Here is a 19,992-nt window from a genome sequence, read left to right on the forward strand (position 1 = left end):
TATACCTCGTACAGAGAGAGGGAAGGGGAGGCTCAGGTGGCGGTGTCCCGTGGCGGTCGTCCCGGTCATGATCCCGGCAGTGGTACGGGACCGGCCCGGAAGTTTCCGACGGGGGCGAACTACGCGGAAGCGTTGCAGCACCCCGAACTCTGCTTCCACGACCCCGACTTGAAGCACGGCACGGTCCAGCAGAGCCCGGTACTGGGCCCGAAGGCGATATCCGGGAACTTCGCCAGCGTCTTCTCCGTCACGGCGAAGGACGGGCAGCGGTACGCGCTGAAATGCTTCACCCGGGACAGCGCGACGCTCGGCAGGCGCTACTCCGCCATCAGTGCGGCGCTCGGCGGACTGGCCGCGAGCGGGACGTCCCAGCCGTGGCCGGTCGGGTTCGACTTCCTCGAGCAGGGCGTGCTGGTGGGGCGGGAGTGGTTCCCGGCGGTCAAGATGACCTGGGTGCAGGGCACCGGACTCATCGGCTGGATCGAACGCAACCTGCACGACCCGGCCGCCCTGCACTCGCTCGCCGAGCGCTTCCTCGCCATGACCGCCGACCTGGAGCGGAACGGCATCGCCCACGGCGACCTCCAGCACGGCAACCTCCTCGTGGCCGCCGACGGGACCTTCCGGCTCGTCGACTACGACGGCATGTACGTCCCCGCCCTGCGCGGCGAGCAGGCCACCGAGAACGGCCACCGCAACTACCAGTCGCCCTCCCGCACGGCCGCCGACTACGGCCCCGCCATGGACCGCTTCTCCGCCTGGACCATCGAACTGGCCCTCCTCGCCGTCGCCACCGACCCCGGCCTCTGGACCCAACTCCACGACAGACACGGCGAGTTCCTGATCCTCTCCGAGGCGGACTTCCAGGACCCGGCGACCTCCCTGGCCTGGCCGGTCCTGCTCAGCCACCCCGACCAGCGGGTACGGGACACCGCCGGCCGCGTGAAGAGCTTCCTCGGCAGGCCCGCGTCCGCCCTGCCGCCCCTGACCCCCGACGCCGTGCGGCTCCCGGCACAACGGACGCCGGGGGCGAGCGCTTACGGGGCCGGGGGAGGCCTGGGCGGCAGGGGCCCTACGGTGACGTCCTGGACACCACCGGTCTCCGTGGCCCCCGCGTCCGGAGTACCGGCCTGGATGGCGGGACGCGTGCCCGCCACGACCCCGTCCTCCACGTCCACCCAGCCCCCCGCACAGCCCAGCGGTGGCCCCGGACTCCCCGTGCCCTCGGGGTTCGGCGGGCGGGGTGCCGGTGACCTGTTCGCGGCGGTCGGAGCGCTGCTCAGTACGTCCGCGCCGGGTGCGCTGGTCCTCGCGGCGGCCCAGCCTCTGGACACCCTGCCGGCCACCCAGGGCGTGGCCCTGCTCACCTCCGCAGCCCTGATCGGGTGGGGGCGAGCCCGACGGCCCGAGTACCGGGCGGCGCGGAAACGGGTGCGTGAGCTCAAACGGCGCTCCCGTGAACTGGCGGACCCGGCGAGTGCCCATCAGCGGCTGGAGAAGGAGATCCGGGTCCTCGACGACGCCCTCGCCAAGGACAACACGGCCTCCGACCAGCGCGTACAGGCCCTGCAGATCGAGCTGCGCGACGGCCAGGCCCGTATCACCATGGACCTGAACCGGCGTACCGACCAGGCCCAGCAGCAACTGGTGGGGCTCGCGGCGAAGGAGCAGCGGCGCATCGACAAGGCGCTGGAGCCCGCGATCAGGGCGCACGTCCAGGACAAGCTGCGCGGGACGCCGATCGACGAGGCGCGGTCGCTCAGCAACATGGGCGGCAAGATGGTCCGGGCACTCCAGGACGCCGGCATCCACAGCGCGGCCGATTTCATCGGCGTGGACTTCTCGCACAACCCGTCCGTGGTGTTCCTGGTGGGCCCGGGGGGCCAGCGGATCCGGGTCCCCGGCATCGGCGAGGCCCGCGCGGCCGTCCTCAGCGACTGGCGTCAGGGCCTCGAACGCCGGGCGAGGGCGTCCGCGCCGACGACGCTGCCCGCGGCGGCCAAGGCCCAGATCAAGGCGGACATCGCGGCGCTCCGGGTGGCCCACCGCACGGAGATCAAGCAGGCGGAGGCGGAGGCCCAGCAGAAGAAGGCGGCGCTGCAACGCCGGATCACGGACGAGCGTGGCCGGCTCATGGGGGAACGGCAGCGGAGGGCGATGGATACGCAGCGTCGGCGGGCGGAGTTGCTGCAGCGGCAGAAGCAGTTGGGGGGTGCGGGGGTGGAGCGGGGGCGGGTTGAGGCGGAGCTGTCTTCTGTACGGGGGGTGCTGGGGGTGGGTCGGTATGTACGGTTCCTGTTGACCGGGCGGTAGTTTCCCACCCACCCGCCCGTTTACGGTCCGTATCCAGCTCGGGCCCAAAGACTTTTCCCACCCGCCCACCCGTTTACTGCCTGCTATCAAGCGCGGCCCGCATTCTCAGCCCGTCCGGCGTTTGAGGACGAGGCCCGTTCAGGGCCGAAAGCGGGGGTCTGGGGGCGCAGCCCCCAGGGATGGGACGGGTAGGGGCGGCGGGGGCGAGGAGAGCGTGGGCGGCAACCCCCCCTTGCCCGCCGGTAACCATGGCGCCAGAGTATGAACTGACGGAGCGTCAGATCAACTAACCCCCCGCGAAAAGGGACCCCCATGACCCACTACGGCATGCAACTCCCCATCCAGTCCCAGTCCACCCTCTACGCCGAACCCTGGGAAAACACAGCCACCCCCACCACCCTCCTCGACATCGCCCGCACCGCCGACCACGCCGGCTTCACCTACCTCGCCGCCTGCGACCACGTCGCCATCCCCCACCGCCTCGCCCCCGCGATGAGCACCGTCTGGTACGACCCGGTCGCCACCCTCGCCCACCTCGCCGCAGTCACCGAACACGTCCGGCTCCTCAGTCACGTCGCCGTCGTGGGCCTGCGCCACCCGCTCCTCACGGCCAAGCAGTACGCCACCCTCGACCACCTCTCCGGCGGACGCCTGATCCTCGGGGTCGGGGCAGGCCACGTACAGGAGGAGTTCGAGGTCCTCGGGGCCGACTTCGAGCGCCGGGGCGCCGTACTCGACGAGACGATCGACGCGCTGCGTGCCGCGCTCGGCCCGGACGAATTCCCCGAGCACCACGGCAAGTTCTACGACTTCGAGGGGCTCGGACAGCGGCCGAGGCCCACGCAGGCACACGTACCGCTCTGGGTCGGCGGATCGTCCCCCGCCGCCGTACGCCGGGCCGCGCTCAAGGGCGACGGCTGGCTGCCGCAGGGCGACCCGCGCGACCGGCTCCCGGACCAGATCGCCAGGATCCGGCGGCTGCGCGAAGAGGCCGCCGTCCAGGGGCCGTTCACCATCGGGGCCATCACCGAGCCGCTGTACGTCGGTGAGCCGGGGTGGGACGTCGGGCGGCGGACGGTCAGTGGGCCGCCGGAGGCCATCGCCGAGTCGCTGCGGGCGTACGGCGCGATGGGGGCGGACCAGATCCAGGTGCGCTTCAGGAGCCGGAGCGTCTCCGAACTCACGGACCAGATAAGCCAGTTCGGCGAGGCGGTGGCCCCGCTGCTGTAGAGCACCTGTCTGACAGCCTGACCGCTTCTCTTTGAATCTTTGAACATGTCCATGCTGGGGCGCGTATGTATGAACGTACGGACGTCATGGTCCCGGCGGAAGGACACGCACGGTGCGCACCTCCCGGCTCGTCTCCCATTCCTCACCTTCACCCTCCCCCTCATCCTCACCCCTGCCCAGGCTGGCCGTCGGCCTCGCCTGCGCCGAGGGCGAGTGGCCGCACGAGGACTGGCCGGACCCCGACGATCCACACGTGGGGCGGGCGTTGCACGTGACCCCTCCCTACCGCGAGCTGCGGGAGGAAGGCGCCGTGGATGTCGTCGTCCTGCGGTGCGAGGAACCGGCGACCGAGTTCCCGGTGCTGCTGAGGGCGATGGGGGCCGTGAGCGTCCCGGTGATCGTCGTCAGTCCCCGGCGGGACACGGCGACCGTGGTGGAGGTCTTCCGGGGCGGGGCGGGATATCTGGTCGAGGGCGACTACTGCTCCTGCATGCTGGCCTCGGCGGTCGCGGCGGCCACCGTCGGGCACACCTACCTCTCGCCGATCGCGTGCGCCGCCCTCCGGGAGGCGGCAGCCCAGCAGGCGTCCGGGGAGGGGGCGGGGAACGCGTCCGGCGCCGCCTCGGCGATGGAGCGGCTGCGCAACCTGCTCTCGCCGCGCGAGCGGCAGATCATGGAGCTGTTGTCGACCGGTCTGGGAGCCCAGGAGATCGGGCTCCGGTTGAGGCTGAGCGAGAAGACGGTCCGCAACAACCTCAGCAACATCTACGCCAAGCTCGACGCCCGGGGGAGTACGGACGCGGTCCTGAGATGGCTGGGGGCGACCCCGGCCGTTCGCATGTGAGAACAACCGGTGTCGCCCATTTCGCCTGAGACCTTCACGGCGTGAAAATCACGCGGCGGGAAGAAGATGGCAGACGGCGGCAATCACGCGGCCGGAATCTCCGTGACCGGGATTTCCACATCCGTGACGTTCGCGCCGCCCTGGCCGAAACCGGGTTCCGCCCTGCTGCTGTTCTCCGAGTTCTGGAGTCCATTCGCCTGCGGGGTTCCGCACTCGACGTTGCGCAGCCAGAGGCGGCCGTCCGGTGTGCCGTTCTTCAGGAGTTGCGGATAGAAGACGTGCACGGTGGTGGCGCCCTCGCTCGGTGAGAAGAACACCTTCTGGCCGTCCTGCTCGTCCTTGTACGTTGCCTTGAGGAATCCGCTCACGTCGGTTCGCTTCTCCGACCACATGAAGAATCCGATGTGGTTGGGTTTCACGGTGTCGGTCCGGGAGAAGTCGAATCCGGTTCCCGTGTCGTCACGCTTGAGATTGATCTCCGTCGTGTTGAACTTGGCGCCGATCTCGAAGAACGAGTTCCCGAGCTTCGAGTCGGCGGAAGCGGTGAATCCGTCCTCCAGAGTGATGGACCTCGTCACCGACGCGGACACACTGAACGACTTCGAAAGCGCGCTCGTGGAACCGCAGTTGTCGGTGATGGTGGAAACGCGTTGGTTGGGCCCGAGGTTGTCCCTCTTGAACTGGACGTCGACGAACTCGCAGTTCTCCAGTTTGGGGGAGTTCTGCGCGCAGTCCCTGGTCACTTCGGAGGGTGTGGCGGCACCCGCCTGGTTCATCAGCGGAACGGCCACCGCGATGGCCGCCACCGGGGCCATGGCCATGACGATGCGCTTCTTCTTGCTCCGGTGATGTCCCTTGCGGCTGGTGCGAGTCATGGTGGTTCTCCTTGCTGGGGAGGGGGAAGTCGAGGGCATTAGGCCAGGTCAAGCTGGGGGTTGGCGGTGGGGGGGGGTGGGTGGGGGGAGGTGCTGCGGGACATGGGAGGGCGCCGTCAGCAGTCCTTCTGCAGTCCTTCTGCAGTCCGTCAGCAGTCCGTCAGGACCGGCTTGACGTCTCCGTCCGCGATGCCCGCGGCTCCGGCCGCGCCCGGCAGGATGACGGGTCCCTCGACGAGCTCCGTCGCCACGAAGTTCTTCTCGGGGGAGGCATTGGTGGTGGTGGTCGCCGAGCGGGCGTCGACACGAACCCGCCATTCGCCGGTCATGCGCTGCATTTTCGGCGTGAATTCCATGTGCAGGACCTTGCCGACCGGAACCTCGCGGTTCTCCGTGTCGCCGGCGGTCACCGACCTGACGGTCATGTCGGTCGTTCCCTTGTGCTTGAGCCACGCCCCGCTGAGAAAGCCGAAGAGTCCGCCGCCGGCGCCCTGCTGGGTCGCGGTGTACTTGCCCGAACCCTGGCCGACAGTGGCCTTCCAGGTGATGGCGACCTTCGCCGGTTCGGTGGCGTTCGGCTCGCAGTTCGGGAAGTCGATGGAGGCCTTCTCGGTCGGTCCGTTGAAGGACTCGAAGTTCGTCTCGACGTAGTCGCAGTTGTCGGACTCGAAACTCGGGCCGGCGATCGGGTGCCCGCCGAAGTCGAAGATGTCCTGCTGCTTGCCGTTGAGCACCTTGGCCCGCTCGCACATCTGGATGATCTGCTCGGGTGTCTTCTCCTCGGCCGCGTTCGCCGACGGAAGAAGGGCGATGATCGCGCCGCCTGTCGCGAGTGCCGATCCGACCGCCACAAGCCGGACCTTCTTGTTCTTCAGACGCCTCTTCGCCATGTCGCTCCGTCCGTGAGAATCTCTTGACGTTCCGTTTACTTGGACGTGAAGGATTATTGGGGTCGCTCATGGGCTCCCGACAGGGTCAAATATCCCTACTCATCGGTTACTTGATGTGTGCTGTCGCACACGCCGTGCACTGTCTCGCACGCCGTGTGCTGCCCTGCACGTATCTGACGCATCGTCAGACTCGGCGGTACGATGCTGACCTCCACCGATGTGAACGCTGCGAAGGGGTTCCGCATGGGCAAGCTCGACGGACGGGTGGTCATCGTCACCGGCGCGGCACGCGGTCAGGGGGAGCAGGAGGCCCGGCTCTTCACGGCGGAGGGCGCCCGGGTGGTCGTAGCGGATGTGCTCGACGATCAAGGGGAGGCCCTCGCCAAGGAGTTGGGCGCGCTGTACGTCCATCTCGACGTGCGCGAGGAAGCCGGTTGGCAGGCGGTCGTCGCCGCCGCCGAGAAGGCGTACGGCCGGATCGACGGGCTGGTCAACAACGCCGGCATCCTGCGCTTCAACACCGTCGTCGACACTCCCCTCGACGAGTTCATGCAGGTCGTCCAGGTCAACCAGGTCGGCTGCTTCCTCGGGATCAAGACGGTCGCGCCGCGTATCGCCGAGGCGGGCGGCGGGACGATCGTCAACACCGCCTCGTACACCGGGGTGACCGGGATGGCGGCGGTCGGGTCGTACGCGGCGAGCAAGCACGCGATCGTCGGGCTCACCCGGGTCGCCGCACTGGAGTTGGCGCGCCGGAAAATCCGGGTCAACGCCGTGTGCCCGGGCGCGATCGACACCGCGATGTCCAACCCGGCCGTGCTCGACCCGAACGCGGATGTCGAGGGCTCCGCGCGGGGCCTGGAGCGGATGTACCGCAAGCTGGTGCCGCTGGGGCGGATAGGGCGGCCGGACGAGGTGGCGCGGCTCGCGCTGTTCCTCACCTCGGAGGACTCCTCGTACATCACCGGGCAGCCGTTCGTGATCGACGGGGGCTGGCTGGCAGGCGTCTCCGTCGTGTGACGGGCATACCTGACTGACCGTCAGCTATTGACGCTCCAAGGGGCCGGTGGAACAGTCGACTCATTCAATCTGACGCTGCGTCAGAAACGTCAGAAACGCCTGGAACGGTTACTGGGGACGGTGAACCTCCTTGGAATTCGGGCTCTTTGTACAGGGATACGTGGGCAAGCGGGCCGAGACCGATCCGCTCGCGGAGCACAAGGCGCTGATGGAGGAGACCGAGTACGTCATCCAGGCGGACAAGTCGAACTTCAAGTACGCCTGGGTGTCCGAGCACCACTTCCTGGAGGAGTACTCGCACATCTCGGCCAGTGACGTCTACCTCGGCTACCTCGCCCACGCCACCGAGCGCATCCACCTCGGCTCCGGCATCTTCAACCCGCTCGCCCCGGTCAACCACCCCGTGAAGGTCGCCGAGAAGGTCGCCATGCTCGACCATCTCACCGGCAACCGCTTCGAGTTCGGCTCCGGCCGGGGCGCCGGCTCCCACGAGATCCTCGGCTTCATGGCGGGCATCACCGACATGAACCACACGAAGGAACTCTGGGAGGAGACGATCGCCGAGTTCCCCAAGATGTGGACGCAGGACGAGTACGTCGGCTTCCAGGGCAAACACTGGTCGCTGCCGCCCCGGAAGGTCCTGCCCAAGCCGTACGGGCCCTCCCACCCCGCGATGTGGTACGCCGCCGGCTCGCCGCCCTCGTACGCCATGGCCGCCCGCAAGGGGCTCGGGGTGCTCGGCTTCAGCGTGCAGAAGGTCTCCGACATGGAGTGGGTGCTCGACCAGTACAAGACGGCGATCGTGGACGCCGAGCCGGTCGGGGACTACGTCAACGACAACGTGATGGTGACGTCCACGGCGATCTGCGCGCCGACCCACGCGGAGGCGGTACGGATCGCGGCGGGCGGCGGGCTGCACTATCTGCAGTCGCTGCTGTTCCGCTACCACGACACGTTCCCTCGTCCCGAGGGGTTCCCGGTGTGGCCGGAGACGCTGCCCGAGTTCAACGAGGAGATCATCGAACTCCTCATCTCCGAGGAGCTGTTGATCTGCGGGGACCCGGACGAGGTGCTGACGCAGTGCAAGCGGTGGGAGCAGGCGGGGGCGGATCAGCTGAGCTTCGGGATGCCTATCGGGATCTCGCGGGAGGACACGCTGCAGACGATTCGGCTGGTCGGTGAGCATGTGATTCCGAAGATCGACACGGATCCTGTGCATCGGACTTCGCGGTTCCGTGGGGTTGCCTGAGGGTTCGTGGGCGGGTGCGGGCCCGTTGTGGTTGCTCGCGCAGTTCCCCGCGCCCCTAAAAGAAGGGAGTTGCAGCCTTGCTTGATCACCTGATCAAGGGAGTCACGGTGGTCGACGGGACGGGTGCGCCCGCCTACGTCGCCGATGTCGGGCTGCGGGACGGGCGGATCGCCGTCATCGGGTCCGTGACCGAGGACGCCCGGACCTCCGAAGATGCTGCCGGGCTGGTGCTGGCGCCGGGGTTTGTTGATCCGCATACGCATTACGACGCCCAGCTCTTCTGGGATCCGTACGCCACGCCATCCCTCAACCACGGTGTCACGACCGTCGCCGCCGGCAACTGCGGTTTCACGCTCGCCCCCTTGAATCCATCCCGGCCTGAGGACGCCGACTACACGCGGCGGATGATGTCCAAGGTCGAGGGGATGTCGCTGGTCGCGCTGGAGCAGGGGGCGCCCTGGAGTTGGAGCAGCTTCGGGGAGTACCTGGACGCGCTCGAGGGGCGGATCGCGGTCAACGCCGGTTTCATGGTGGGGCATTGCGCACTGCGGCGGTACGTCATGGGGCCGGACGCGGTGGGCGGGCAGCCGACGGAAGAGCAACTCGCCGCCATGCTCGCCCTGTTCCACGAGGCGATGGACGCCGGCGCCTGGGGATTTTCCACCACCCAGTCGTCCACGCACTCCGACGGCGACGGCAAACCGGTGGCGTCCCGGCACGCACTCCCCGCCGAACTCATCGCCCTTTCCAAGGCAGTCGGCGAGCACGAGGGCACCCAGATCGAGGCGATCGTGGCCGGCTGCCTCGACCAGTTCAGCGACGCCGAGATCGATCTGTTCGTCGAGATGAGCGCGGCGGCCGGACGCCCCCTGAACTGGAACGTCCTCACGATCGACTCGTCCGTACCGGCCCGCGTACCCCGCCAGCTCGAGGCAAGTGAGCGCGCCCGTAAGGCGGGTGGCCGGATCGTCGCCCTCACGATGCCCATTCTCACGCCGATGAACATGTCCCTCGGCACCTTCTGCGCGCTGAACCTGATACCTGGTTGGGGTCCGGTGCTGGGCCTGCCCGTTCCCGAGCGGATCACCCGGCTCGGTGACCCCGCCGTGCGGGCGGAGCTGGTCCGGCGGGCGCAGAGCGAGGAGGCCGGGGTCTTCCGGCGGCTGACGGACTTCGGGCGCTATGTCATCGGGGACACCTACAGCGCGGCCAACGAGGGCCTGACCGGCAGGGTGGTGGAGGACATCGCCGCCGAACGCGGCCTCGACCCCTTCAGCTGCCTCGTCGAGATCTGCGTGGCCGACGAACTGCGTACGGTGCTGTGGCCCATGCCGACCGACAACGACCCGGCGTCCTGGACCCTGCGCGCCGAGACCTGGCGGCACGAGGACGTACTCCTCGGCGGCTCCGACGCCGGCGCGCACCTGGACCGGATGTGCGGGGCCCCGTACACGACCCGGTTCCTCGGGGACTGTCTGCGCGGGCGCAAGCTCGTGCCGCTGGAGCGGGCGGTGCAGATGCTGACCGACGAACCGGCGCGGCTGTTCGGGCTGCGGGAGAGGGGCCGTATCCAGGAGGGCTTCCACGCCGACCTGGTCCTCTTCGACCCGGAGCGGATCGCCGCCGACACGGCCACCCTGGTGCACGACCTGCCGGGCGACAGCCCACGGCTCGACTCGAAGGCGATCGGCGTGACCGCCGTATGGGTCAACGGAGTTGAGGCGATACGCGGCGACGCGGTGACCGGGGCGGTTCCGGGCCGGGTGCTCCGCTCGGGCCGGGACACGGCGACGGTGAGCACCAAATGACCGACGCACAGCGGCTGTTCGTCGGCGGTTCGTGGGTGGAACCGGCCGACGGGCACTACGAGGTGATCGACCCGGCGACGGAGGAAGTCGTCGGGTGGGCGCCGGAGGCCTCGCGGGATCAGGCGCACGCCGCCGCCGCGGCGGCCCGCGAGGCCTTCGGACCGTGGTCACGGATGCCGGCGCAGCGGCGGGCCGCCGTCCTCGCCCGTGCCGCGGACATCATCCAGGGCAACCTGGCGCCGTACGCCGCCCTCGCCCAGGCGGAGACCGGCGCCACGACGGGCACCGCGCGCGGGATGCAGGTGGGCGTGGGTGCGGCCCGGTTCCGCCGGTACGCGACGGTCGAGCCGACCGAGTGGGCCATCGCGCCGCAGGTCAGCGAGGGGGGCCCGTTCGGGAAGGCCGCGGTGATGGGCGCCCTCGCGATACGCCAGCCCGTGGGCGTGGTCGCCTGCATCACCTCGTACAACAACCCCTGGGCCAACCCGGCGGGCAAGATCGCGCCCGCGCTGGCGATGGGCAACACGGTGGTCGTGAAGCCCGCCCCGCAGGACCCGCTGTCGGTGTACCGGATGGCGGAGGCGCTGGAGACGGCGCTGACGGAGGCGGGGGCGCCGCCGGGTGTCGTCAACGTGGTCAGCGGGGCACGGGCCGAGGTGGGGGAGGCGGTGGTCGACTCCGCGGACGTCGACATGGTCAGCTTCACCGGCTCCACGGCGGTCGGGCAGCGGATCGCCGAGGTGTGCGGCCGGGGCATGAAACGCCAGTTGATGGAACTGGGCGGAAAGGGCGCGGCCCTCGTCTTCGACGACGCGGACCTCCGCTCGGCGGTCGCGGGCATCGGCACGACGTTCTCGTTCTACAGCGGCCAGATCTGCACGGCCCCGACCCGGGTACTGGCGCAGCGGGGCGTGTACGGCAAGCTCGTCGAGCAACTCGCCGCGTACGCCGGTTACTTGAAGGTGGGTGACCCGCGCGCCGAGGGCACGGTGGTCGGGCCGGTGATCTCGGCGGCGCACCGGGACCGGGTCGAGGCGTACGTCGAACTGGGCCGGAAGGAGGGCGCGGTGGTCGTCGCAGGAGGCGAACGCCCGCCGTACGACCGGGGTTTCTACATCGCCCCCACCCTCCTGGCCGACTGCACGAACGACATGCGGGTGGCCCGCGAGGAGATCTTCGGGCCGGTGGTGACCGTCATCCCCTTCGACGACGAGGAGGAGGGCGTCGACCTGGCGAACGACAGCGACTACGGCCTCATCGACTACGTCTGGTCGGGCGACGTGGCCCGCGCGTTCCGGGTCGCGCGACGGCTCAGGGCGGGCGGAGTGGGCGTGAACACGGTCGGACGGAACATGGAGGCACCGTTCGGCGGGTTCAAGCGCAGCGGCGTGGGGCGCGATGTGGGGTCGTACGCGCTGCACGCGTACGGGGAAGTGCAGGCGGTGGTGTGGGCGGGGTGAGTGTGCCGGCCGGCGCGGGGGAGGGCGTGGGCGCACCCGAGTGAGGTGAACGGGCGCGCGCCGAGGTGGTTGCCGTCCGTACAGACGTTTCCGTTTACGACGCCACCGACGCCACCGACGCCACCGACGCCACCGACGCCACCGACGCCACCGACGCCACCGGCGCTACAGGCCGGTGGCGATCGATCAGTGCTGATCAGCAGCCGAGGTAGAAGCGGATGACCGTACCGTCCGCGTCGGTGTGGACCCGGACCAGGTCCGCCACCGTGTGCACCAGCAGCAGGCCGCGCCCGCCCCGCTGGTCGGGGGTGGCCGGGCGGCGGCCGGCGAGGGGGTCGTTCAGTTGCCCCCGGTCGCGGACCTCGCACACCAGTTGCCCTTCCTCCGCCCAGATCCGCAGGCTGCCGCTGCCGCCGCCGTGCACCACGCTGTTGGTGGTCAGCTCGGCCACCGCGAGAGCGAGGTCGTCCAGGCGTACGCCGGTCAGGCCCAGCTCAGCGCCGCGCGCGACGGCGAAATGGCGGACGACCGGCAGCTCGTCGAGGCCGAAGGGCTGGGGCTCGGCCGAAGCCGGAGCCTGCGCGAGCGGCCGGTTGTAGTCGGCGACGACCTGCCCGGGCGCGTAGGACGGGCTGGGCCGGTGCGTGCCGCCGGAGACGATCACCGGGTGGGTGGCGTACGCGTCGGTCAGCACCTCCTCGGCGAGGCGCTCGGCGTCGTACGGGCACAGGATGGTGACGTCCCGGCCCTGGAAGGCGGGGTTGATCAGCGCCTCGTGCTGCACGCACGCCGGATACTCGACGATGCTGCGGCCGGGCCAGATCGGCTCCCCGATGATCCGCACATGTGTCTGAGGGTGGGCGTCGGCGAAGGCGCGCAGGACCCTCGGGATGATCCGGCCCGGGTTGCGGCCCGCGTCGGTCATGTCGAGGAAGAGCACGGACTCGGCGTCCGCGCCCAGGGTCTCCTTGAGCAGGGTCAGATTCGCGCCGGGCACGGCGACCGCCACGGGATGGCCGGCCTTCAGCCCGTCACGTACGAAGGGCACCGTGCCGTCGACGTACTCCTGCTCACCCCGGTAGAACAGGGCGGGATGGACGAACGACTCGGCGGTCGCCTCAGCGGTCTTCGTGCTCGTGGTCGTGGTCGTGGTCGTGTTCGTGTTCGTGTTCGTGTTCGTGGCAGTCATCGCGCCACCACCTCGATCGCGGACAGGTCGGGCCAGAACATCTCAAACAGCCTCGGCAGGGTGGCCGGCGGCCGTTCGATCACGATGCGCCGCCCGCTCGAGAGGTCCTGAGCGGCCACTGCCAGGGCCGAGGCGCCGGCGACATCGACAAAGGTCACGGCGGACATCTCCAGATGCCACACGACCTCCTTGCGAAAGGGCAACAGCTTCAGTGTGCGCTCCCAGGCGGGGCAGGTGAGAGCGGTGATCTCGCCGACCGCCTGCCACCCGGCCCGGTCGGCCAGGGGATGCAGCAGCAGGGTGCTTCCGCCGATCCCGGACCCGACCGACGCCGTCGCCGATGCCGATGCCGATGCCGCATCGGATCCGGCTGCGGATACGGCTGAGGATGCGGATGCGGATGCGGATGCCAAGGCATCGGCCTGCCGTCGTCGCAAACTGTCCATGCCCCCACCCCACCGATCTGCCGGTCGCTCGCATTCCCATATCCCCCTGGATCCGCCTGCGTCCCCCGAGTCCGTCCGCGGCGCCGTCAACGGAGCAAAACCGTTCATGTGCACCTCCCGTACGACGCCGCCAATCCCGTCTGCCCCGCAGGACACCATCTATGCATGAGGGCGCCTCGGCCGCGTGACCTGCCCAAACAGGCTCCTCGCCGCCGTATCCCCATCTCTCCGCCTGATCCGGAATATGCCGCCCCGGACGGGGAAGGCGCGACAACACAACGGCCGCGGGCTATGTCACAGCCGCGCGCAGCGTGGCGCGGACCCCGACGGCAGCACATCCGGATCCCAGACCCGAGGTGAGTACATGTCTGTCGCCCCCGTTTCCCCACTGTCGGCACCCGTCGTCAATGGGCCGCTGACCATCCGCGTCGAGATGTGGGGTACGACAGCGGTCCTGGCAGCGAACGGGGCGATCGTCCACGGTTGTACGACGGTGCTGGACCCCGTCCTGGGCAAGCTGCCGGACGAGACGGACGGCTTGGTCGTGGACATGGAAGAGGTCACCTTCATGGACACCGCGGGACTGCAGTTCCTGGAACGCCTGGAGGACTACAGCGGCACCACGGGCACCCCCCTGTGGACGGTCAACTGGAACGGCCAGCCGCTCCGCATCCTGGAAATCACCGGCCTGTCGATCCCCACGCCGGCCCGGGCCCCCAAGAACTCCTCCCCTCCCTCTGGCTGGCTGCCCCCGGATCCCCGCCAGCTGGTCGCCCTGCTCCGCTCGGACCAGGGGCTCTCCGCGGTGGCGGCGGAACGGGCGGAACAGGTCGAGAGACTGCAGGAGGAGGTCCAGCAGTTACAGCAGGCCATCGAGTCCCGCCCGATCATCGACCAGGCGCGCGGGATCCTGATGGCCGTGGAATCCTGCACAGCCGAACAGGCCTGGGACGCACTGCGCGACGCCTCCCAACGCACGAACACGAAACTCCGAGAGGTCGCCGAGGCGATCGTCACCGTCAGCACCGGCGGCCCTCCTCCCGCCGAGCCGATACGCAGGGCGCTACGGGAGGCGGTGCGACGCCAGAAGCGGCGCGTGCACTGAGAGGAGGCGGGCTAGAGGTCGAAGACGGCGCGCAGTCCGTTTTCCACGGCTTCCATGATCCGCTCGTCCACCGGGCTCGACAGCGACCCGCCGCATGTCTTGACGGACGAGATCTGACGTCGTGCCATAAGAGGACACACCAGGACGGGGGATGACACGATGGCGGCAGAGGGACCCGGCGCACCTGGCGGACCCGGTGGCGAGCCCGAGAGCCATGATGAGGTCCCGGAGAGCAGCGCTCCGAAAATCCCACCCTACAAAGACCATTCTTTCGCCCATGTGGCTTGGATCATCCTGGGTCTCCTCGCCCTGGGAATGATCTTGAGCACGTTCGGCGATTGCACTGCCAACTGCGTCAGCTACCCCTGAGACCTGTGCCTCGCTGAACCGTCTTGCTACCCGCGTACTGCGGCAACCGCCGCGTCGAAGACCTCCTCCATGTCGACCGTGCCGTTGCTGCGGACCCAGGTTTCCGTCGCGACCTCGGAGCAGGCCAGGGCACAGGCGACGAGGGCGCGGGCCCGCACCTCGGCCATGGGGTCCGTGGCGCCCAGCCGTTTCGCGATGTCCGGCACCAGCAGCTCCGTCCACTGCTGCCGCTTCTCCAACTGGCGTGCCCTGAGGGAGGGGGACGCGTGGAGCATGATCGTGATCCTGAGGAAGTCCTGTGGTGAGTACGGGAGGGACTCGACGAGTGCCCTGAGGGCCGCCCGGAGTGCCGGCCATGGGGCTTCGCTTGCCGGACGGGCTTCCAGTGCGGCCCGCAGGACCGTGCCGTGCGCGGCGTGGTCGCCCAGCACGATGTCTTCCTTGGTGCCGAAATAGCGGAACAGCGAGCGCCTCGAGATGCCGATCTCGCCCGCGATCTGCTCCATGGTGGTGGCCTCGAACCCCCGCTCGAGGAACAACCGCATCGCGGCGGCGACGATCTCGGCCTGCACTGCCCGCCGGGTGCGCTCTCGCAGCCCCGTCGGGCCGCCCTCGCGATCGTTCATGGGCCCAACCTACCGCCTCCCGCACTCAGTACCCTATTGGCACTCGGTGACAGTTTCGACGTACAGTGACAGAGTTGATCGTGTCCACCACCACGTGTCCACCACCACGTGTCCATCACCATTTCCCGGGAGCAGCCATGCCCGCTGTCGACTACCGCGGCCAGACCACCCTGATCACCGGCGCCAGCGCGGGGATCGGCGCCGAGTTCGCCCGCCGGCTCGCTGAGCGCGGCTCGCACGTCGTCCTCGTCGCCCGGCGCCAGGACCGGCTTGAGCAGCTGGCCGCCGAACTGACCGCGGCCCACGGCGTCCGAGCCACGGTCATCCCGCTCGATCTGAGCCTGCCTGCCGCAGGGCAGACACTCGCCGAGCAGGTCGCTCAGCGGGGCCTGACCGTGACGAGCGTCGTGAACAACGCCGGGTTCGGCACCTTCGGCCCGTTCCACACCGAGGACCCTCGGCGGCTGCGAGAGGAGATAGACGTCGACATCGCCAACGTCGTCGACATCACGCGGGCGTTCATCGAGCCGCTGCGTGCCGCCGGCAACGGGGTGCTGATCAACGTCGCGAGCATGGCCGCGTACTTTCCCGTCCCGAACATGGCGGTGTACGCGGCGGCCAAGGCGTTCGTGCTGAGTTTCACCGAGGCCCTGTGGAAGGAGTCCCTCGGCACCGGGCTGCGCGTGCTCGCGCTGTCTCCCGGCGCGACCAGCACCGAGTTCTTCGACGTCATCGGCACCGATGCCGCGGACGGCGGCGCCAAGCGTCAGACTCCGCAGGAGGTCGTGGCGACGGCCCTGCGAACACTGGATCGCCGTACGCCGACGCCGAGTGTGATCTCCGGCCGCCTCAATCGCGTGATGGCGGGCCTGGGGAGGGGGCTGAGCAGGCGACGGGCGGTACTGATCATGGGGTCCACGACCGCGGCCCAATAGGGGTGCTGCTCGGTCTACGCGAGAGGTGCCCGGGACCGGTTGTCGGCCTTGAGCATGCGGATGAGGGCGCCGAAGGCGTCGCGCCCGGCCGAGACGACGGCGGAGGGATCAGGCGTCGCGGAGTCGGCGAGCAGGACCGTTTCTCCGGTGACGGATATATGGACGCAGGCCTCGCCTTCCTGGCAGTAGCGCGACTTCGTCCAGGTGCGCTGGGGCATGAGGGCTCCTTTATAGGTTTTGAGTGATTGCAAGGATCAGATCTCGGGACTTCTCCGGGGAGAGGGCTGCGTCCTCGACGGCGTCCAGGAGGCATCGGTACTTCTCCAGGTGAGCCTCGGCGTCCAGCAGCATGGGGCCGTGGAACTGGTCGAGTTGGACGGTGTCCAGCTGCGGTACGGGCCCGCACAGGTAGTTGATGGACTGGCCCGACCCTGGGAACGCCCCGATGTCGAACGGGAGTACCCGAAGGGTGATGTGGTCCCGTTCGCTCATGTCGAGCAGATGCCGGAGCTGCGCACGTGCCACGTCACGTCCGCCGACTCTCATTCGCAGGGCCGCTTCATGGATGACGGTGCTGTACGGATTCGGGTCGGCCCGGTATACGACGTCCTGCCGTTTGATGCGGTATGAGACACGGTGCTCGACCTCGGGCGGGGTGGGGGCCGGGATCACATGGCGGAAGATCTCCCGCGCGTGCTCAGCGATTTGGAGCATTCCGGGGACGTGCGAGGTGAAGGCGGTACGCAGGGCGGTCGAGTGATGCTCCAGTTCGGCGAGTGAGAGCAAGCCTGAGGGCAGTACCTCGCGGTACGCCTCCCACCACCAGCCACGAATCTTCTCGCCGGCCATGGAGGCGAGGGCGTCGATGTAGGGCTGGTTCGTGCACGAGTAGAGATGAGCCATCGCGCGGACGCGGTCTGGGCTCACTCCGAACCTGGCTGACTCCACGTTGCTGAGTTGACCAGAACTGGTCCCCAGCAATTGCGCTGCCTCCGTTGCGGTCATCCCCGCCCGCTCGCGGAGTTTGCGCAGCTCAGTCGCGAGCCGGACACGTCGGGCGGTCTGAGCGGGCCTTGTCGTCAAGTCATCTCCTTGCAGTGGGCGCCGAAGGGGTTTGTCACCCACATGAGGGATATAGCGCCGAGATCCTTCGGAATCCAGCAAAGCACCTTTGCGAATCACCTATCTTCGTCCTAGGCGCCCCACCGCCCGGCAGCACCCCGCTCGACGGAGCGACCACGGTCACCGGGTAACGCACAGCACCGCGACACAACGTACCGACACCACCCAACTCCCCTCCGTGATCGGAGACTTCCGATGGCCACCGTATCGCCGTCCTCCCCTTCCTGGAGCTACGTCCTCCAGCTCCCGCACGATCCCCGCGCACCGGGAATCGCCCGCGCCACCCTGCGCACGGTCCTGGCCGCCCATGACCTCCCCCACCTGACCCCCACGGCCGAACTCCTCGCCTCCGAACTACTCACCAACGCCCACCTCCACACCAAGGGCCCCTACGCCCTCCGCCTCCTCTCCAACGACCCCGACCACCTCCGCGTCGCCGTCTGGGACACGGACCCCCGGGTCCCGCCCGGCTTCCGGGAGAAGGGTGCTCTGTCAGTCGTACCCCCGGACGATGCCGAAGGCGGCCGCGGCCTGCACCTCGTACGCGCGTGCGCCGACTCGTGGGGAGTGTCCGTACGCCGGGAGTTGGGGGCGGCGACGGGCGGAAAGCTGCTGTGGGCCGAGTGCGGGCGGACGGGGGTGAACGGGTGATCACGCCCTGTCGCACGTCCGGGGGCGGTGACGTGTTCGGCCCCCGGGGTGCCTCTGGCCTGCACCAGCCAGGACTCCGGCTCAAGGTCTTCCAGCCCGGCGAGCACACCCGACAGCCCCAGAACGGGAGGTCGAAGGGCTGGCTGGGACAGCCGGAGCGTTAGCGTGCCAGACTTGGCCGCAGAGTCCCCGTGCATGGGGAGGCAACGTGAAGGGGAGGGCTGAAGCATGAACGCAGCGGAGACCGAGCACTCCGTCTATCCGGCCCTGCGGCCCCGGCTGTCGGTCGAGGAACTCCTTGCGGCGAAGAACGTGCAGCCGATCCGGTCCCTGGAGGACCTGAAGGCGGACACCTTCGCGTCTGACGAGGAGGTGGAGGAGTTCATCGCCTTCACCTACGCCGAGCGCCGCCGCGACCTCGCCTGAGGTGCCCACCATGATGCTGCAGCCAGTCATCCTGGACACCGACGTCGCCTCACGCCTGCACAAGGGAACCCTCACCGAACCGCTCGGAGCCAGGTTGATCGGCCGCCGTCCGTTGATCACCTTCGTCACCTACGGGGAGCTGACCAAGTGGACAGAGGTCCGCGACTGGGGAGGCCGGCGCCGACAGGAACTGGCCGACTGGCTCGTCGGTATCCCTGTTCTCCTCGGTGATGAAGCCGTCGCTGTCACCTGGGGCAGGCTCGCCGCTGCCGGGCACAAGGCCGGACGCCCGCAACCGAACAACGACATGTGGATCGCCGCCGCCTGTCTCACTCACGATCTCCCGCTGGCGACCCTCAACCTCAAGGACTACCGGTACTTTCAGGAGAGGCACGGCCTGCGCGTCCTCGGCGAGGAATAGGTCTCGATAGGTGATCGCTGGTCTACGGCAATGCTGAAGGCGGCACCCCTGAATTGGGGGCGTCGAAGGGCGGGAAGTCGCTGCGGGCCGAGTGCGGGCCGACGTAGGTTCAGCCATCCAGATCGACCCTTACCGGGCAGACTGGGCAGGTGAATTCCGATCTCTATCCCGACCTGGCTGCTGCGGGCAGCCTCGCAGCCGCGTTGGAACAGCTGGCGGCCGACCTCGGTGTTGATCTCACGGTGGTTTCCCAGGAAGGCGGGTCGCCCGTTTCGGCGGGGGTCGCCTCGTCGGTGCCAGGGCGCAAGCCGCTGTCCATCTCCATTGGAGCGGAAGCCCGACGGTTCGTGGTCTCGGGCTGGAGCCAGGGGATACAACTCATCACGGGCGCGACGCCGGACCTGGAAGACGTCGTCAGGGCCGGTCTGGCGTGGGCGGAGGGCGGGAGCCTGCGGGAATTGCGGGAGTGCCTGCCGTTCCTGCAGTCCAGTGAGCGTGCCGAGGCCCATGAACGTGGGCCGGCCGCGGTGGTGGAGTACCAATGGCGGGCGATGCGGCAGCAGGCGGCAGAGGCTCCGACTTTCCATGAGTTCGCCGAACTCGTGGAAGCGGCCCACGCCGAACTGCGGCTGCGGCAGCTCTATGTGTTCTCCAGCCACTGGACGCTCGGCTTCAGCTCCTGTACCGGATATCCGTTCCGTGTCGAAGTGGCCATCGCCCCCTCGCACAAGGGCAGTTCGTACCGCGTGATGAAGCATCCCCATGCGGAAACAGTCGCTGAGGCCGCCACAGCCGGGGAGGCTGTCGCCTTGGCTGTGTCCCACCTTCCCGCCGGCCTCGGCCAGGCCGTCGACGGAACGGCCGCATCACTCCGGACGATGGGATCCCAAGGACCAAGCTGACGCATAACGACCCCTTAGAGGGCGTTTATGCAGGTCAAGGCCCGTACGCACCTTATGCGAGTGCCCCATTTCGTTGAGGATTGCCCGATAGGTGAAGAACATCGCCTGGCG

The 19,992-nt window shown here is 68.8% G+C and carries 20 protein-coding genes; 13 read left to right on the forward strand and 7 right to left on the reverse strand.

Translation table 11 applies throughout. The features are described 5' to 3' along the window. Positions 1-36: 36 nt before the first annotated feature. The 3 genes from ABZ855_RS14330 (at position 37) to ABZ855_RS14340 (ending at position 4,387) form a co-directional block, all read left to right on the forward strand. Positions 37-2,313: a hypothetical protein gene (locus ABZ855_RS14330; RefSeq protein ID WP_360806201.1), complete on the forward strand. Its 2,277-nt coding sequence runs from the start codon at positions 37-39 to the stop codon at positions 2,311-2,313. A gap of 312 nt (positions 2,314-2,625) precedes the next feature. Further along, positions 2,626-3,543 (forward strand): LLM class F420-dependent oxidoreductase, encoded by a 918-nt coding sequence (locus ABZ855_RS14335; protein ID WP_360806204.1) that lies wholly within the window; start codon positions 2,626-2,628, stop codon positions 3,541-3,543. A gap of 172 nt (positions 3,544-3,715) precedes the next feature. Beyond that, a complete protein-coding gene (locus ABZ855_RS14340) occupies positions 3,716-4,387 on the forward strand; it encodes a LuxR C-terminal-related transcriptional regulator (RefSeq protein WP_360806295.1) in 672 nt (223 codons plus the stop codon). Positions 4,388-4,470: 83 nt separating this feature from the next. Here the strand turns inward: ABZ855_RS14340 and ABZ855_RS14345 are convergent, their stop codons facing one another. Next, on the reverse strand, positions 4,471-5,262 hold the full coding sequence (locus ABZ855_RS14345; protein WP_360806207.1) for a hypothetical protein: 792 nt from the start codon (positions 5,260-5,262) through the stop codon (positions 4,471-4,473). A gap of 149 nt (positions 5,263-5,411) precedes the next feature. Continuing rightward, entirely contained in the window at positions 5,412-6,152 is a 741-nt protein-coding gene (locus tag ABZ855_RS14350) for a hypothetical protein (RefSeq protein WP_360806210.1), read from the reverse strand. 243 nt (positions 6,153-6,395) lie between these two features. Here ABZ855_RS14350 and ABZ855_RS14355 point away from each other — a divergent pair, with 243 nt between their 5' ends. From ABZ855_RS14355 to ABZ855_RS14370, 4 genes are all read left to right on the forward strand, one after another. Continuing rightward, positions 6,396-7,172 (forward strand): glucose 1-dehydrogenase, encoded by a 777-nt coding sequence (locus ABZ855_RS14355; protein WP_360806213.1) that lies wholly within the window; start codon positions 6,396-6,398, stop codon positions 7,170-7,172. Between the two features lie 130 nt (positions 7,173-7,302). Then, a complete protein-coding gene (locus ABZ855_RS14360) occupies positions 7,303-8,421 on the forward strand; it encodes an LLM class flavin-dependent oxidoreductase (RefSeq protein ID WP_360806216.1) in 1,119 nt (372 codons plus the stop codon). Between the two features lie 77 nt (positions 8,422-8,498). Beyond that, positions 8,499-10,229 carry a D-aminoacylase gene (locus ABZ855_RS14365; RefSeq protein ID WP_360806219.1) on the forward strand — a complete coding sequence of 577 codons (1,731 nt, stop codon included), beginning with the start codon at positions 8,499-8,501 and terminating at the stop codon, positions 10,227-10,229. Next, positions 10,226-11,689, forward strand: coding sequence for an aldehyde dehydrogenase family protein (locus ABZ855_RS14370; RefSeq protein WP_360806222.1), 1,464 nt, complete (start codon positions 10,226-10,228; stop codon positions 11,687-11,689). The genes ABZ855_RS14365 and ABZ855_RS14370 overlap by 4 nt, the downstream gene beginning before the upstream one ends. A 196-nt stretch (positions 11,690-11,885) precedes the next feature. On the opposite strand, the gene ABZ855_RS14375 is transcribed toward ABZ855_RS14370, so the two are convergent. Together ABZ855_RS14375 and ABZ855_RS14380 are read right to left on the reverse strand one after the other, a co-directional pair. Continuing rightward, positions 11,886-12,878 carry a sensor histidine kinase gene (locus ABZ855_RS14375; protein WP_360806225.1) on the reverse strand — a complete coding sequence of 331 codons (993 nt, stop codon included), beginning with the start codon at positions 12,876-12,878 and terminating at the stop codon, positions 11,886-11,888. Beyond that, entirely contained in the window at positions 12,875-13,324 is a 450-nt protein-coding gene (locus ABZ855_RS14380) for an STAS domain-containing protein (RefSeq protein WP_360806228.1), read from the reverse strand. Before ABZ855_RS14380 ends, ABZ855_RS14375 begins: the two co-directional genes overlap by 4 nt. A gap of 364 nt (positions 13,325-13,688) precedes the next feature. Between ABZ855_RS14380 and ABZ855_RS14385 the strand changes: the two genes are divergently transcribed. After that, complete coding sequence (locus tag ABZ855_RS14385) at positions 13,689-14,429, forward strand: ANTAR domain-containing protein (protein WP_360806231.1); 741 nt, start codon at positions 13,689-13,691, stop codon at positions 14,427-14,429. Positions 14,430-14,824: 395 nt separating this feature from the next. On the opposite strand, the gene ABZ855_RS14390 is transcribed toward ABZ855_RS14385, so the two are convergent. After that, on the reverse strand, positions 14,825-15,424 hold the full coding sequence (locus ABZ855_RS14390) for a TetR family transcriptional regulator (RefSeq protein WP_360806235.1): 600 nt from the start codon (positions 15,422-15,424) through the stop codon (positions 14,825-14,827). A 137-nt stretch (positions 15,425-15,561) separates the two neighbouring features. On the opposite strand from ABZ855_RS14390, the gene ABZ855_RS14395 reads away from it, so the two are divergent. Beyond that, a complete protein-coding gene (locus ABZ855_RS14395) occupies positions 15,562-16,359 on the forward strand; it encodes an SDR family oxidoreductase (protein WP_360806238.1) in 798 nt (265 codons plus the stop codon). A 14-nt stretch (positions 16,360-16,373) separates the two neighbouring features. Here ABZ855_RS14395 and ABZ855_RS14400 read toward each other — a convergent pair whose 3' ends face one another. Both ABZ855_RS14400 and ABZ855_RS14405 read right to left on the reverse strand, forming a co-directional pair. Beyond that, the gene (locus ABZ855_RS14400) at positions 16,374-16,577 is read right to left on the reverse strand and encodes a DUF397 domain-containing protein (RefSeq protein ID WP_360806241.1); all 204 of its coding nucleotides are present in this window, start codon (positions 16,575-16,577) and stop codon (positions 16,374-16,376) included. A 10-nt stretch (positions 16,578-16,587) separates the two neighbouring features. Beyond that, on the reverse strand, positions 16,588-17,442 hold the full coding sequence (locus ABZ855_RS14405; protein WP_360806244.1) for a helix-turn-helix transcriptional regulator: 855 nt from the start codon (positions 17,440-17,442) through the stop codon (positions 16,588-16,590). Positions 17,443-17,676: 234 nt separating this feature from the next. Here ABZ855_RS14405 and ABZ855_RS14410 point away from each other — a divergent pair, with 234 nt between their 5' ends. The 4 genes from ABZ855_RS14410 to ABZ855_RS14425 all read left to right on the forward strand — a co-directional run bounded on the left by ABZ855_RS14410 (position 17,677) and on the right by ABZ855_RS14425 (position 19,881). Then, positions 17,677-18,132: an ATP-binding protein gene (locus tag ABZ855_RS14410; RefSeq protein ID WP_360806247.1), complete on the forward strand. Its 456-nt coding sequence runs from the start codon at positions 17,677-17,679 to the stop codon at positions 18,130-18,132. Positions 18,133-18,360: 228 nt separating this feature from the next. Beyond that, a complete protein-coding gene (locus ABZ855_RS14415; RefSeq protein ID WP_360806250.1) occupies positions 18,361-18,558 on the forward strand; it encodes a hypothetical protein in 198 nt (65 codons plus the stop codon). Positions 18,559-18,568: 10 nt separating this feature from the next. Further along, positions 18,569-18,979 carry a type II toxin-antitoxin system VapC family toxin gene (locus ABZ855_RS14420; RefSeq protein WP_360806253.1) on the forward strand — a complete coding sequence of 137 codons (411 nt, stop codon included), beginning with the start codon at positions 18,569-18,571 and terminating at the stop codon, positions 18,977-18,979. A gap of 149 nt (positions 18,980-19,128) precedes the next feature. Then, positions 19,129-19,881, forward strand: a complete 753-nt coding sequence (locus ABZ855_RS14425; protein WP_360806255.1) for a DUF6193 family natural product biosynthesis protein — start codon at positions 19,129-19,131, stop codon at positions 19,879-19,881. Positions 19,882-19,992: the final 111 nt, after the last annotated feature.

It is taken from the genome of Streptomyces sp. NPDC047042, assembly GCF_040644035.1.
GTDB lineage: Bacteria > Actinomycetota > Actinomycetes > Streptomycetales > Streptomycetaceae > Streptomyces.

What these genes read in the sequence shown, in the direction of transcription:
- ABZ855_RS14355 (WP_360806213.1), top strand. Translation starts at nt 6,396, where the DNA reads ATGGGCAAGCTCGACGGACGGGTGGTCATCGTCACCGGCGCGGCACGC.
- ABZ855_RS14335 (WP_360806204.1), top strand. Translation starts at nt 2,626, where the DNA reads ATGACCCACTACGGCATGCAACTCCCCATCCAGTCCCAGTCCACCCTC.
- ABZ855_RS14415 (WP_360806250.1), top strand. Translation starts at nt 18,361, where the DNA reads ATGAACGCAGCGGAGACCGAGCACTCCGTCTATCCGGCCCTGCGGCCC.
- ABZ855_RS14375 (WP_360806225.1), bottom strand. Translation starts at nt 12,878, where the DNA reads ATGACTGCCACGAACACGAACACGAACACGAACACGACCACGACCACG.
- ABZ855_RS14370 (WP_360806222.1), top strand. Translation starts at nt 10,226, where the DNA reads ATGACCGACGCACAGCGGCTGTTCGTCGGCGGTTCGTGGGTGGAACCG.
- ABZ855_RS14350 (WP_360806210.1), bottom strand. Translation starts at nt 6,152, where the DNA reads ATGGCGAAGAGGCGTCTGAAGAACAAGAAGGTCCGGCTTGTGGCGGTC.
- ABZ855_RS14400 (WP_360806241.1), bottom strand. Translation starts at nt 16,577, where the DNA reads ATGCCCCAGCGCACCTGGACGAAGTCGCGCTACTGCCAGGAAGGCGAG.
- ABZ855_RS14410 (WP_360806247.1), top strand. Translation starts at nt 17,677, where the DNA reads ATGGCCACCGTATCGCCGTCCTCCCCTTCCTGGAGCTACGTCCTCCAG.
- ABZ855_RS14390 (WP_360806235.1), bottom strand. Translation starts at nt 15,424, where the DNA reads ATGAACGATCGCGAGGGCGGCCCGACGGGGCTGCGAGAGCGCACCCGG.
- ABZ855_RS14345 (WP_360806207.1), bottom strand. Translation starts at nt 5,262, where the DNA reads ATGACTCGCACCAGCCGCAAGGGACATCACCGGAGCAAGAAGAAGCGC.
- ABZ855_RS14395 (WP_360806238.1), top strand. Translation starts at nt 15,562, where the DNA reads ATGCCCGCTGTCGACTACCGCGGCCAGACCACCCTGATCACCGGCGCC.
- ABZ855_RS14385 (WP_360806231.1), top strand. Translation starts at nt 13,689, where the DNA reads ATGTCTGTCGCCCCCGTTTCCCCACTGTCGGCACCCGTCGTCAATGGG.
- ABZ855_RS14380 (WP_360806228.1), bottom strand. Translation starts at nt 13,324, where the DNA reads ATGGACAGTTTGCGACGACGGCAGGCCGATGCCTTGGCATCCGCATCC.
- ABZ855_RS14420 (WP_360806253.1), top strand. Translation starts at nt 18,569, where the DNA reads ATGATGCTGCAGCCAGTCATCCTGGACACCGACGTCGCCTCACGCCTG.